Below are 13163 nucleotides of genomic sequence, written 5' to 3' on the forward strand. Positions count from 1 at the left end.
CATAACAAACTAATTCGTCGACTATGACACACTGTTGAGTTCTCAAACATCAGACGCACTCGGAAGTTCGGCCTTCGGCCTCCCCGTCCGGGGCAGTGGTTTAAACTTAGCGGATTGTTTTCCCCGGTGCAATTCCGGGCTTTTCCGCCTCATCTTGCACAGCGCACAGCACATTCTCGCCAGTTTTGGAGGGCTCCAGCTGGAGCTCGCTTCGCCACCGGAAAGGTGAGTGAGAGGTGAAGATGTCCGCCGGGGCCGGAGGCCCGACCTGACCGGTCTTGCCTCCCGCCGCTCCCTGGCGACTCGGAGAACATTAGGGGACGTGGCCGCCGAGTTCAAATCGAGCAAACGTGACGGCGGGCACATCCGCGTTTGCGCAGGTCAGAGGCCCTTTCGGCGATCCCACCGGCGCTGCGCGTGCGTGTCAGCGGACCTCGACGCCGGCGAAGTTCTTCTTCCCGCGGCGCAGCACGAGCCAGCTGCCACCGACGAGGTCTTCCGGTCCGGGCACCTGGTCGGGATCCTCGACGCGCACGTTGTTGAGGTAGGCGCCGCCCTCCGAGATGGTGCGCCGGGCCTCCCCCTTGCTCTTGACCAGTCCGCTGGCGACCAGGAGGTCGACCACGCTCGGCATCGGCTCGTCCCCGTCGAGAGTCGCCGACCCGGCCTCGCGGAGCGCGGCGCCCAGCGTCGCCGTGCTGAGTCCCGTCAGGTCCGCGCCACCGAACAGGGCGGCCGAGGCTTCCTTGATCCGCTCGGTCTCCTCGGCGCCGTGCACGATCGTCGTCACCTGCTCTGCCAGCGCACGCTGGCCCGCCCGCAGGAACGGCTTCTCGGCGTGCTCCGCCTCGAGCGCCTCGATCTCGGCGCGGCTCAGGAAGGTGAAGATGCGGAGCAGCTCCCCGACCTTCTCGTCCTCGACGTTGAGCCAGAACTGGTAGAAGGCGTACGGCGACATCATGTCCGGATCGAGCCACAGGGCGCCGCCCTCTGTCTTGCCGTACTTGGTGCCGTCGCTCTTGGTCACCAGAGGTGTCGCGAACGCGTGCGCCTTCCCGCTGTCGGCCCGCCGGATCAGCTCCACCCCGCCGGTGAGGTTGCCCCACTGGTCGGAGCCGCCGAACTGCAGCGTGACGCCGTGGTCGCGGTAGAGGTTGAGGAAGTCCATCGACTGGAGCAGCACGTAGCTGAACTCGGTGTAGCTGATCCCCGCCTCGAGCCGGCTCTTCACGACGTCGCGCGCCAGCATCCGGTTGACCGGGAAGTGCTTCCCGATGTCACGCAGGAAGTCGATCGTCGACAGGCTCGCGGTCCAGTCGTAGTTGTTGACCATCGTCGCGGCGTTGTCGCCCTCGAAGGACAGGTACGGCTCGATCTGGCGGCGTACCCGCTCGACCCAGTCCTTCACCGTGTCGAGGGTGTTGAGCGTGCGCTCCCCCGAGTCCCTCGGGTCTCCGATCATCCCGGTCGCGCCGCCGACCAGGGCGTACGGCGTGTGGCCGGCCTCCTGGAGCCGACGCGCGGTGAGGATCTGGACCAGGTTCCCCATGTGCAGGCTGGGCGCGGTGGGGTCGAAGCCGACGTAGAACCGTACGCTCTCACCGGTCAGGGCCTCGCGCAGCGCGTCGAGGTCCGTCGAGTGGGCGATCAGGCCGCGCCACTCGAGGTCGTCGAGGAGGGTGGGATCGACGGTCACGGGGAACCTTTCGGGTCGGAATGTGCGGGTCAAGCGTGCCATGGGCCCATCTGACTACGCTCGTGGGTTGGAAGGGGAGATCCTTGATCGCAGGTAGGTACACGCTCGGACGCGAGATCGGACGCGGTGGGATGGGCGCCGTGTGGTTGGGCGAGGACGAGGTCCTGGGGCGCCAGGTCGCCCTCAAGCGCGTCGGCTTCGGCCCGGGCGGGGACGACCTCGATCTCGACCGGGCCGAGCGAGAGGCCCGGCTCGCCGCGCGACTCAACCATCCCCACGTCGTCGCCGTGTACGACCTCCTGGTCGAGGGCGACGACCGTTGGCTGGTGATGGAGTACGTCGCCGGCGCGACCCTCGCCGAGCTCGTGAAGCGCGACGGGCCGCTCACCCCTGACCAGGCCGCACCGCTCCTGCGACAGGTGGCCGACGCGCTGGCCGCCGCGCACCAGGCGGGGATCGTGCACCGCGACGTGAAGCCGTCCAACATCCTCGTCACGCCCGACGGCCAGGTGAAGCTCTCCGACTTCGGCATCGCCCGCGCCCAGGCGGACGCGTCACTCACCCAGACCGGGCTGGTCACCGGGTCGCCGGCGTACCTCGCCCCGGAGGTCGCATCCGGGCAGCAGGCCACGGCTGCGAGCGACGTCTGGTCGCTGGGCGCCACGATGTATCACGCGCTCACGGGGCGTCCGCCGTACGACGTAGGGGAGAACCTGCTCGGCGCGCTCTACCGGATCGTGCACGAGGAGCCACCGCGGTTGGGAGCGTCCGCCGGGTGGTTGGCTCCCGTCCTGCTCGCGACGATGGCTCAGCAGAGCGAGGACCGCTGGTCGATGGCGCACGTGCGCGACTTCCTCGCGGGTGGGCCGTCTGCGCCGCTGCCGGCGCCGCTCCCCCGCGCGGTCCCGGTCGGTGCGCCCTCTTCGCCGGTGCCGGACCCGACCTCCACCCAGGTCATCGCGGCCGTGCCCCCGGGCTCGCCGGCGCCACCGGGCACTCCCCCGCCAGCACCGCGACCCCGCCGGCGCAGCGCCGTCCTGCCCCTGCTCGCGCTGGCCATCGTGGCCGTCCTGGTGGTCATCGTCGTCGCGTGGGTGCTCGGCAACGACGACGATCCCGGCGCAGAGTCGAAGACGCCGTCGTCCAGTCCGTCCGGCTCGAGCTCGGCACCGCCGGCGACCACCGAGGGCGTGACGGCCGACGGCATGGAGAACTTCATGGAGGACTACCTGGCCACCGTCACCTCCGACCCGAAGGCGGCATGGGAGCGGCTCACCCCGCAGTTCCAGGAGCAGAGCGGCAAGTTCGGGCAGTACAAGAAGTTCTGGAGCGACTACCAGTCGGCCGACATCATCGACTTCCAGGCCGATCCGGACGCCATGACCGTCACCTACCGGGTCGAGTACCTCCACCAGGACGGGCAGAAGACCACCGACGTCGTCACCCTTCAGCTCGAGGGCACGGACGGCAACTTCCTGATCGCCGCCGAGAGCTGACTCCCGGCCTCTATCGTTGGCGCGGGAGGGTTCGATGGAGCTGGGGGCGCTGTACAAGGACATCGTCGAGCGGTCGCCAGATGCGTTCTGGGTGTGCGACCTCGACGGTCGAACCATCTATGCAAACGCGGCCATGTGCGACCTCTACGGCGCCAGTGCCGAGGAGATGGCGGACGTCACCGTCTACGACTCGCTCGACGAGCCCGGTCGCAGGCAGCTCGCGGAGCACCTCGAAGAGCTGAAGGTCGTCGGCGGCAACGGCGAGGACGTCGACGTCCTCTTCTGGCGCCGCGACGGCACCTCGCTCTGGGTGATCGTGAGCGAACGCGAGCTCCGCGGCCCCGACGGCGAGATCGTCGGCTTCACGCAGCGGATCAGTGACTACAGCGGCCGGCGCCGCGCCCTCGACCAGCTCCGGGAGAGCCGTGAGCAGCTCGCCGAGGCGCACCGCATCGCCCGGCTCGGCAGCTGGCAGTGGGACCTGGCAACCGACGAGATCTATGCGTCCGACGAGCTCTGCGCGCTCTACGGCCTGGACCCGGCGTCGTTCCCGGCGAGCTACGCCGGCTTCCTCGACATCGTCCATCCGAACGACGTCGAGGCCGTCGACGACGCGGTGCGAGCTGCCCGCGAGCAGCCGTCGGAGTTCGTGTTCGTCGCCCGCATCAACGGCGAGAACGGCTGGGTCTGGACCCGGGGCCGAGGTGTCTCGATCGCCGACGAGACCGGTGAGGTCGTCGCGATGTCGGGCACCCACCAGGACATCACCGAGACCAAGCTCGCCGACCTGGCCCTCGAGGACCAGCTCCGGCAGAACGCCCTCATGCAGGCGGTGGCGATCGCGGCCAACGAGGCGCGCACCCTCCACGAGGTGCTCGGTCAGGCACAGCACCTCGTGCTGCTCCACGACGACTGGGAGCGCGGCCGGGCCTTCGTGCCGGACGAGGCCGGCACCGCCGTCGTCCCCCTGCACATCTCCGACGACGACCGGCTGATCGACGAGTCGACCCCCGACGAGTCGGCGATGGAGCTCGCCCTCGCCAACCGGGCTCTCCAGTCCGGTCGGTCGGTGTGGAGCAACTCGCGACTCACCATCGCCGTCCCTGTCTCGCACGCCGACCAGGTGGTGGCGGTTGTCACGATCACGTCCGCACCGCCCCTCTATCGCTTCGACATGATCCAGTCGATGGTCGAGCAGGTAGCCGTCGAGCTCGGTCGGGTCGCGGAGCGCGAACGCGCCGAACGCGCCCTGGCCGACGCCAGGGATGCCGCGATGGAGGCGTCGCGGCAGAAGTCGGAGTTCCTGGCCACCATGAGCCACGAGATCCGCACGCCGCTCAACGGGGTGATCGGGCTCAACGACTTGCTGCTGCGCAGCGAGCTGACGGCCGACCAGCGGCGGCTGGCCTCCGGTGTCCAGGTCGCCAGCCGCGCGCTGCTCGGGATCATCAACGACGTCCTCGACTTCTCGAAGATCGAGGCCGGCATGATGGAGCTCGAGCGCCTCGACTTCGAGGTGCGGGCCGTCTTCGACCAGGTCGCGAGCATGCTCGGCGAGGCCGCCCGGGCCAAGGGCCTCGAGCTGATCGTCGCCTGCCACCCCGACGTACCCGAGGTGCTGTGCGGCGACCCGACCCGGCTCTCCCAGGTACTCACCAACCTCGGCTCCAACGCCGTGAAGTTCACCGAGTCCGGCGAGGTGTTCATCCGCGCCACAGCGACGCCGCGCGCCGACGGGGGCACGCACCTCGAGGTGAGCGTCACCGACACCGGCGTCGGCATCGACGAGTCCGAGGTCGTGGACCTCTTCGAGGCCTTCACCCAGGCCGATGCCTCGACAACCCGGAGGTACGGCGGCACCGGGCTCGGACTGGCGATCTCCCGCGAGATCGTCGCCGCCCTCGGCGGTGAGATCGGGCTCCGCCCCAACCCCGGTGGCGGCACCGTCTTCTGGTTCACCGCCGAGCTGGACGCACCGCTGGGGACCGGGATCGACCCGGACGACGAATATGGGCGCAGCTGGCTGTCGGGGCGGCGCGTCCTCGTCGTCGACGACAACGACAACAACCGCCTGATCCTGACCGAGGTGCTGGCCCGCTGGCGGATGCGCTCGTCCAGCGCTGCCGATGCCGACGCGGCCGAAGTCGCGCTCGCCGAGGCCCGTGCCGCCGGCGACCCGTTCGAGGCGGTCCTGCTCGACATGTCGATGCCCGGCCGGGACGGGCTCGGGCTGGCGCGGGACCTGATCGCCGACCCAGCCAACGCCGGGATGCACCTGGTGCTCACCTCGCCCGAGCCGCCGCCGCCCGAGGAACTCGCCGCGGCCGGCATCGTGGCCTGCCTGACCAAGCCGACCCTCGCCGGCGAGCTCCGCACGACGCTGCTGCGCCATCTCGCGCATCGCGACCCGCGACCCGACGGTCTGGTCCACCCGATCGCCGAGCCGACCGCGACCCACCGGGTGCTCGTCGTCGAGGACAACCCGGTCAACCAGCTCGTGGCCGTGGGCCTCCTCGAGGCGCTCGGCTACGCCGCCACGACCGTCGACGACGGCGAGGTGGCGGTGGCGGAGATGCACAGCGGCGGGTACGACGCCGTGCTCATGGACGTCCAGATGCCCCGGATGGACGGGTACGCCGCCACCCGCGCGATCCGCGCCGAGCAGTCCGTCCACGTGCCGGTGATCGCGATGACGGCAGCAGCGGTCGAGGGCGAGCGCGAGCGGTGCATCGCCGCCGGGATGGACGACTTCCTGACCAAGCCGGTCGACCCGAGAGCGTTGGCAGCCGTGCTCGACCGGTGGGTGGGGGGCGGCGAGATCGCCCCCGCACGTCGTACGCTGCGGGGCGTGTCTGGCACACCCGCGTCCCCCATCGACGGTCTCGCCACGGATCGGCTCGACGAGCTCCGCGACCTCGATCCGGGCAACACGGCCTACCTCGACCGCGCGATCGGCAACTTCGTGCGCAACACGCCCGGCACACTGGAGTCGATCCGTCAGGCCATCGCGGACGAGGACGCCGAGGTCCTCAAGCAGGTGTCGCACAAGCTCGCCGGGGGTGCCCTCAACCTCGGGGTGATGGCCGCGGGCCGCACCGCCCAGCAGATCGAGCTCGTGGCCGACACCGGCGCGACTGCCGGAGCGGTCGAGCTGACCGACCAGCTCGAGATCGACCTGGAGACCGGCCGTATGGCGCTGCTCGCCTACCAGGCGTCGTACTCGACCTGAGGTTCGGCCTGCCCGTCCCCGGGTACGGATGGGTCATGAAGACCATCATCGGCCTCGTTGTCGTCATCTGGTTGGCCATCGGCGTGCTCGCGGCGTATCAGCGCGACTACTTCACCGACGACCGGGACGTGAGCTGCAAGTCCTCCGGGGACACGGTGCTGACGGTCCTCGCCGGCCCCCTCAACTACTTCGGTGTGAACCCGAAGGTCGACTGCGACGTGAAGGTGCCCCAGCCCTCCGAATGACCGCCGGGGCTGCCAGGCTGGGGTCATGCGATACGCGAAGCTCGGTAACACCGGTCTCGACGTCTCCCGCGTGATCCTCGGCTGCATGAGCTGGGGCGAGGCCGACCGCGGCTGGCATCCCTGGATCCTCGATGAGGAGGCCGCCCGCGTGATCATCCGCCAGGCACTGGAGGCGGGCATCACGACGTTCGACACCGCGAACGTGTATGCCGGCGGCAGCAGCGAGGAGTTCACCGGTCGGGCGCTCCTCGACTTCGCCAGGCGTGAAGACGTCGTGATCGCGACGAAAGTGCACGGGCGGATGCGTCCGGGCCCGTACGGCGCGGGTCTGTCGCGCAAGGCGATCCTGCACGAGATCGACGAGTCCCTGCGCCGGCTCGGGACCGACTACGTGGACCTCTACCAGATCCACCGGTGGGATCCCGAGGTCCCGATCGAGGAGACGATGGAGGCGCTGCACGACGTCGTACGGGCTGGGAAGGTGCGGTACCTCGGTGCGTCCTCGATGTGGGCCTGGCAGTTCGCGAAGGCACAGCACGTCGCGACGGCGAACGGCTGGACGCCGTTCGTGTCGATGCAGAACCACTACAACCTGATCTACCGCGAGGAGGAGCGGGAGATGATCCCGCTCTGCGCCGACCAGGGCGTCGGCGTGATCCCGTGGAGCCCGCTGGCGCGCGGTCGCATCACCCGGGACTGGGACGCCGAGACGGCGCGCTCGGAGACCGACGAGTGGGGCGCCGACCTCTACCTCGATGAGGACCGAGCAATCGTGGAGACCGTGGCGACGGTCGCCGCGCGGCTCGGCGTCACCCGCGCGCAGGTCGGCCTGGCCTGGCTGCTGCACCAGTCGGCCGTCACCGCGCCGATCGTCGGCGTCACCAAGGCGGCGCACCTCACCGACGCGGTCGCCGCGGTCGACCTCGAACTGTCGGACGACGACCTGGCCGAGCTCGGCGCCGGCTACCGCCCCCACCCGGTCTCAGGACACGTCTGATGGCCGGGATCACGGATCTGCAGCAGCTGCTGCGTTCGATGGAACCGACGGCCCTGGAGGTCGAGTACGTCTTCGTGGCAGTCGACGAGGATCGGGCTCGCGAGCCGACCTACTCGGCGATGGTCCGCGAGGACGAGGGCACGAGCCTGGTGATGCGCCGCCGTGACGCCGATGCTGCGGGGCTGCACCACGACCACCTGCTGGTGCCGGTCGAGCGCACGGACGATGCGCTGGAGGCGCTGCAGAGGCTGGGGCACACGACCTGAGTCAGGGACGCGAGCGCCACCGACGGACCAGGAGCCAGGCTCCGAGCGCGAACCAGACGAGACACAGCACCCGAGCCACCGGGTGGCCACCACTGACCACTCCACCTACCGCCGCGAACATCGACCACGCGACCAGAGCCATGACGATCGCATGGCCCGCGATCGGGCGAGTCGAGTTGTCGGACACGCCGGGATCGTCGCACAGCCGTCGGCAGTTCGGCGCCGGATGGCGAACGTCACCCGTCAGTGGAAGTCATACACAAACTCGGGTGGGGCGGGTGGGGCTCGAACCCACGACCCAAGGATTATGAGTCCTCTGCTCTAACCGACTGAGCTACCGCCCCGTTCGGGGCGGCAGCCTAGCGGGGTCGGCCAGTCAGCGCCTGACCCGGACCGGCTTGCTGGTCGCGGTGTCCGCGCGCCAGCCGCTCTTGCGGGCGGTGACGACGACCTGGAGCCGCTTGCCGCGGTCCGCGCGTACGACGCGGTGACGGCGCTCGTCGGCGCCGTCGATCGCCTTGCCGGCGAGCTTTGAACGGACAGCGGGGGGTGGACACAAGTCCTCCAGGTGAGTGGGTGCGGGAACACCGTCAACCTCTCGCGCTGCTCTGGGATCGCACTGGGTTCCGCTGGGAGGTCGAGAAGGCCGCGGTCTAGACACACGAGCCCACCTCGTGAGAACAGGTGCCCGAAGTGACTTTCGGACCACTAACGTCGACTGTGTGACTGTCTTCGCCAGCCCACGGGCCGCCCTCTCCGTCAGCCTCGTGTCGCTCTCGCTCGTCGCCGTGTTCGGGGCGGTCGACACCGCCCAGGCCGCGCAGCAGGAGCGCCGCGTGATCCGTGCCTGCTTCAGCACCGAGACCGGGAAGATCCGGATCGTCGACAGCTTCGCCGACTGCCGGCGCGGGGAGGACCACATCGCCTGGGTCCGTGGTGGCACCAAGCCGAACCAGGGCAAGACCGGTCCGCGCGGACCGCAGGGCGTCGCGGGTGCCGACGGCGCGACCGGACCCACCGGGGCAACGGGTGCCACGGGCGCGGTCGGACCGGCCGGCGCCGCCGGACCTACCGGCTCGACGGGGGCGACCGGCGCCACGGGTGCCACCGGCGACATCGGACCGGCCGGCGCCATCGGCCCTGCGGGCACCACCGGCGCCACGGGCGCGGCGGGCGCTACCGGGGACATCGGGCCCATGGGCGCCACCGGGCCAGCCGGGGCGACCGGACCCACCGGAGCGACCGGACCGGTTGGCTCCGCTGGTGGGACCGGACCGACGGGCGCCACCGGAACCGCGGGATCGGCCGGGCCTACCGGACCTACCGGTGCCACCGGACCGACCGGCCCGACCGGGGCAACGGGCGCGAACGGGGCGACGGGCGCCACCGGAGCGACCGGCCCCGCCGGCCCAGCGGGCGGCATCAGCGGGATCTACGTGAAGTCCTCTGCAGGTTCAACCGTCTACGGTGCCGTCGCGACGATGGCGACCACGTCGTGCGACCCCGGCGACGTGGCGATCGGCGGCGGCGTGTACCTCGACGACCCGAACTCGCTCGCCTCCAGCTACCCCAGCAATGCGCTCGGCGCCCCCAGCACGTCCGCGCCGGCAGCGTGGACGGTGACCTACTGGCCGGGACCGGCCGCCAACACGGTCACGGCGTACGCCGTCTGCGCGCCGACCAGCTGATCGCGACGGCTCACGTGCCGAGTCGCGCGAGGAGCCGCTCCGCGTCGTGGGGTGCGAACCCCTTGGCGTCGTTGTCGAAGTAGACGACGACGTCGACCTGCTCCGACCACTCGCGGATCCGCGCGGCCCACGCATCGAGCGCCGGGTCCGAGTAGCCACTGGTGTAGAGCTCCTGGTCGCCGTGGAGTCGCACGTAGGCGAGGTCGCTGGTCACGAGCTCAGCCCGGGGCCAGCGGCCGGCCGAGTCCGCGACGACCGTCGCGATGTCGTGCGCCCGGAGCAGGTCGAAGGCCTCGTCGGTGCAGAAGCTCTCGTGCCGGAACTCCAGTGCGTGCCGGATCCGTCGGCCGGCGAGCCCCTGCGGCGCCCGGGTGAGGGCGCGCTCCTCGGGCATCTTGTCGTCGTGGCGGCGGGCCAGCGCCGCTGCGTCGCCGATGGTCCGCGGCAGCTGGTCGAAGAACCCGGCGAGCAGGTGGGCGTCGAAGGCGAGGTTGGGCGGGAGCTGCCACAGCACCGGGCCCAGCTTCGCGCGGAGTGCGAGGACACCGGACGCGAAGAAGTTCGCCAGCGGCGTCTCGACGTCGCGCAACCGCTTCATGTGGGTGACGAAGCGACCGCCCTTGACCGCGAAGACGAAGTCGTCCGGGGTCTGGTCGTGCCAGGTCTCGTACGACGAGCGCCGCCGCAGCGAGTAGAACGAGCCGTTGATCTCGACCGAGCCGAGCCGCTCCGCGGCGTACGCGAGCTCCGCTCGTTGCGGCAGCCCGCGCGGGTAGAAGTCGCCGCGCCAGCCGGCGTACGTCCAGCCGGAGATGCCGACGCGCACCTCCCCCATGACGCGCCTAGCGGCTGCGAGCGGTGTCGATCGCCAGCGCGACGGCGTTCAGACCGGCCCAGCCGAGGGTGATGCCGAGGACCTTGCGGCGGAGGTCCGGGTTCTCGGTGCGGGACCCGAGGACCGCGGCGTCGCCGAGGTCCATCGTGATCCGCAGGATCATCGCGGCCCGCACGGTCTTGTCCGATCGACCGAAGACGGCGAGGCTGCTGATCGCCAGGTCGCGGACGCCGTACGTCCTGGCGAGCAGCTCGAGCCCGTCCTGGTCCTTGCGGTCGGAGTGCAGCGCTTGCCAGAGATGCGCGGGCTGGGCGAGGGCGTAGCCGCCGTAGGAGGCGGAGGCGATCGACATCAGGCGGCTCAGGCGGTAGGTCATGGGCGACCGGTACCCCCGGGCGTCCGGGCTCACGCAGTCGGGAGCGGTTCGCCGGTCTCGAGGAGGGTCTTGAGGCTGGCCAGGATCTGCGGCCAACCCCCACTGACGCCCTCGCGGATCTGGCTGCCGTCCTCGAACCCGCTGTGCGTGACCGTGAGCTTGACCTGCTCCCCCGCCTGCTCGATCTCGAAGAGCACGTGCGAGAGGGGCTCGGCCGCGAACGCGGCCAGCACCTCGGGATCGGCATCGATGGCGCGACCGAACTCCTCGGTGATCGCGTGCCAGGTGAAGGAGAGCCGGTACGGCGGGTCCGCGACCAGCACCCGCTGAGCGGGGTCGGCCATGGTGGCCCCGGCGAACGCCCAGGTGACGGTCGACCCGACCTGCCAGTCGGAGGTCAGCTCGACGCCCCAGTAGCGGCTGGTGAAGGCGGGCTCGGTGAGTGCGCGCCAGAGCGCCTCGGGCGTGGTCCTGATGTAGGTGGTGTAGACGAAGTCGTTGGCGGTGTCGTTCACGGGTGTTGCCTCCAGTGCGGTCGTGAGGTCGGCCAGCGCCTGCGCGCGGCGACGGTCGAAGCGGCTGAGCCAGCGGTCGGCGACCGCGTTGATGGGCGCGGCATCGAGGTAGTGCAGCTTCTCCCGGCCGCGCCACCGGGTGGTGACGACGCCGGCGTCCTCGAGGACGGCGAGGTGCTTGCTCACCGACTGCCGGGCCATCTCGACCCCGTCGCACAGCTCGGCGAGGGTCTGCCCGTTGCGCTCCCCCAGCCGGTCGAGCAGCGCCCGACGGGTCGGGTCGGCGAGCGCCTTGAACACCGCGTCCATAGACCCATTTCATGCAGCCATTTGGCTGCATGTCAAGGGTATGCTGCGGCGCGGGAGGTTCACATGGACATCGAGCGACTCGAACCGCTGGCCGAGGACTGGGAGCGCGCGCTGTGCGTGGTCGCGCACCCCGACGACATGGAGTTCGGCGCCGCCGCCGCGGTGGCGCGCTGGACCGGGCAGGGCAAGCAGGTCACCTACTGCATGGTGACCAGCGGCGAAGCCGGGATCGACGGGCTCGGCCCGGACGAGTGCCGGACCGTTCGCGAGGCGGAGCAGGTCGCGTCAGCGGCGGTCGTGGGGGTGCCCGACGTGGTGTTCCTCGGGCTGCCGGACGGGATCCTCGAGTACGGCGTACCGCTGCGGCGCGAGATCGCTCGCGTCGTACGCCGCTATCGACCCGACATCGTGATCACCGGCAACTTCCAGGACACCTGGGGCGGTCGCAACCTCAACCAGGCCGACCACATCGCGACCGGACGCGCCGTGCTCGATGCGGTCCGCGACGCGGGCAACCGATGGGTCTTCAACGAGCAGCTCGTCGACGGGCTCGAGCCGTGGGGCGGGGTGCGTGAGGTCTGGGCGTTCGGCTCGCCGGACTCGGGCCACGCGGTCGACACCACCGACACCTTCGACGCCGGCGTCGCCTCGTTGGAGGCGCATGGCGCCTACATCGAGGGGCTGGGCTGGGAGGACTTCGACGCCCGCGAGTTCCTGGAAGGCATGGCGCGGCAGACCGGCCAGCGACTGGGTACGCCGTTCGCCGCGCCGTTCCAGGTCTTCGCGATGGGTTGGGGCGAGTAGGTCCGGAGAAACGACGAAGGGCCCGTCTCGCGATGAGACGGGCCCTTCTCTGCTGGCTCCCCCGGTTGGACTCGAACCAACAACCCTCCGATTAACAGTCGAATGCTCTGCCAGTTGAGCTACAGGGGATCGGTGCAGCCCGCACAGATTAGCAATGTCGTCGGAGAGTGGAAAATTGAGGGGGTCACTCCGGGCCGACGTCGGCGCGGGCGGCCTCGAGAGCATCGGCGGCGGCCGCCTGGACAGCGGGATCCGCGGGGTCCACGCCCTCGTCGTACTCGTAGATCCAGACCACCGGGTGGTGGCCGCTCGGCGCGCGGCGGGCGATGACGCGGACGCCGCGGCGGCCGTCGACCGGCACGTGGCGCTGGAGGATCACGCTGGCGGTCACGCGTTCGCGCACCAGCTGCAGCAGCAGGCCCGGCTCGTCGAGCGTGAAACGGTGCTCGGGGCGCACCTCGCCCCAGGACCCGACCTCGCTGACCCGTAGCGTCGAGGACTCCTGATCCCAATCGGCGGCCTGGACCTCCTCCCACGGGATCCTGATCGTCTCCTCGAGCCCGAGGGCACCGGTCCCCCGCGTCCGCAGGAGGTAGAGCGCGTCGCGGGTGCCGCCGAGGTGTCCCTCCTCCGCGACCGCGTCGGCGAGCAGGCGCTCGCCACGCTCCACGCGGATGGGCGGACGTTCGCGGCGTAGCCTCATCGAA

The 13163-nt window shown here is 70.5% G+C and carries 14 protein-coding genes and 2 tRNA genes; 7 read left to right on the forward strand and 9 right to left on the reverse strand.

Annotated elements, in window-relative coordinates; translation table 11 throughout:
* Positions 1-424 precede the first annotated feature (424 nt).
* Positions 425-1696, reverse strand: a complete 1272-nt coding sequence (gene tyrS / locus ABEA33_RS20535) for a tyrosine--tRNA ligase (protein WP_345528844.1) — start codon at positions 1694-1696, stop codon at positions 425-427.
* Between the two features lie 83 nt (positions 1697-1779).
* Here tyrS and ABEA33_RS20540 point away from each other — a divergent pair, with 83 nt between their 5' ends.
* The 5 genes from ABEA33_RS20540 to ABEA33_RS20560 are packed head-to-tail and all read left to right on the forward strand — an operon-like array spanning position 1780 to position 7929.
* Complete coding sequence (locus tag ABEA33_RS20540) at positions 1780-3192, forward strand: serine/threonine-protein kinase (RefSeq protein ID WP_345528845.1); 1413 nt, start codon at positions 1780-1782, stop codon at positions 3190-3192.
* 34 nt (positions 3193-3226) lie between these two features.
* Positions 3227-6421, forward strand: coding sequence for a response regulator (locus ABEA33_RS20545; RefSeq protein ID WP_345528846.1), 3195 nt, complete (start codon positions 3227-3229; stop codon positions 6419-6421).
* 35 nt (positions 6422-6456) lie between these two features.
* Positions 6457-6666 carry a hypothetical protein gene (locus ABEA33_RS20550; RefSeq protein WP_345528847.1) on the forward strand — a complete coding sequence of 70 codons (210 nt, stop codon included), beginning with the start codon at positions 6457-6459 and terminating at the stop codon, positions 6664-6666.
* Positions 6667-6691: 25 nt separating this feature from the next.
* Positions 6692-7663, forward strand: coding sequence for an aldo/keto reductase (locus ABEA33_RS20555; RefSeq protein ID WP_345528848.1), 972 nt, complete (start codon positions 6692-6694; stop codon positions 7661-7663).
* Positions 7663-7929 (forward strand): ACT domain-containing protein, encoded by a 267-nt coding sequence (locus ABEA33_RS20560; protein WP_345528849.1) that lies wholly within the window; start codon positions 7663-7665, stop codon positions 7927-7929. The genes ABEA33_RS20555 and ABEA33_RS20560 overlap by 1 nt, the downstream gene beginning before the upstream one ends.
* Before the next feature lies 1 nt (position 7930).
* On the opposite strand, the gene ABEA33_RS20565 is transcribed toward ABEA33_RS20560, so the two are convergent.
* From ABEA33_RS20565 to ABEA33_RS20575, 3 genes are all read right to left on the reverse strand, one after another.
* Positions 7931-8116 (reverse strand): hypothetical protein, encoded by a 186-nt coding sequence (locus tag ABEA33_RS20565; protein WP_345528851.1) that lies wholly within the window; start codon positions 8114-8116, stop codon positions 7931-7933.
* An 83-nt stretch (positions 8117-8199) separates the two neighbouring features.
* A tRNA-Ile gene (locus tag ABEA33_RS20570) sits at positions 8200-8273 on the reverse strand.
* A 32-nt stretch (positions 8274-8305) separates the two neighbouring features.
* Positions 8306-8488, reverse strand: a complete 183-nt coding sequence (locus tag ABEA33_RS20575) for a hypothetical protein (protein ID WP_345528852.1) — start codon at positions 8486-8488, stop codon at positions 8306-8308.
* 163 nt (positions 8489-8651) lie between these two features.
* Between ABEA33_RS20575 and ABEA33_RS20580 the strand changes: the two genes are divergently transcribed.
* Complete coding sequence (locus ABEA33_RS20580; protein WP_345528853.1) at positions 8652-9617, forward strand: collagen-like domain-containing protein; 966 nt, start codon at positions 8652-8654, stop codon at positions 9615-9617.
* A gap of 10 nt (positions 9618-9627) precedes the next feature.
* Here the strand turns inward: ABEA33_RS20580 and ABEA33_RS20585 are convergent, their stop codons facing one another.
* Genes ABEA33_RS20585 through ABEA33_RS20595 form a run of 3 tightly spaced genes read right to left on the reverse strand, consistent with a single transcriptional unit; the run spans position 9628 to position 11652 of the window.
* The gene (locus ABEA33_RS20585) at positions 9628-10452 is read right to left on the reverse strand and encodes a DUF72 domain-containing protein (RefSeq protein ID WP_345528854.1); all 825 of its coding nucleotides are present in this window, start codon (positions 10450-10452) and stop codon (positions 9628-9630) included.
* Positions 10453-10459: 7 nt separating this feature from the next.
* A complete protein-coding gene (locus ABEA33_RS20590) occupies positions 10460-10828 on the reverse strand; it encodes a hypothetical protein (RefSeq protein ID WP_345528855.1) in 369 nt (122 codons plus the stop codon).
* A gap of 29 nt (positions 10829-10857) precedes the next feature.
* Positions 10858-11652: an ArsR/SmtB family transcription factor gene (locus tag ABEA33_RS20595; protein WP_345528856.1), complete on the reverse strand. Its 795-nt coding sequence runs from the start codon at positions 11650-11652 to the stop codon at positions 10858-10860.
* 63 nt (positions 11653-11715) lie between these two features.
* On the opposite strand from ABEA33_RS20595, the gene ABEA33_RS20600 reads away from it, so the two are divergent.
* Entirely contained in the window at positions 11716-12456 is a 741-nt protein-coding gene (locus tag ABEA33_RS20600) for a PIG-L deacetylase family protein (protein ID WP_345528857.1), read from the forward strand.
* Between the two features lie 53 nt (positions 12457-12509).
* Here ABEA33_RS20600 and ABEA33_RS20605 read toward each other — a convergent pair.
* Positions 12510-12585 (reverse strand) — tRNA-Asn (locus ABEA33_RS20605).
* A gap of 55 nt (positions 12586-12640) precedes the next feature.
* Positions 12641-13159, reverse strand: a complete 519-nt coding sequence (locus ABEA33_RS20610) for a hypothetical protein (protein ID WP_345528859.1) — start codon at positions 13157-13159, stop codon at positions 12641-12643.
* Between the last annotated feature and the right edge of the window lie 4 nt (positions 13160-13163).

Source organism: Nocardioides endophyticus, assembly GCF_039543845.1.
Lineage (GTDB): Bacteria > Actinomycetota > Actinomycetes > Propionibacteriales > Nocardioidaceae > Nocardioides > Nocardioides endophyticus.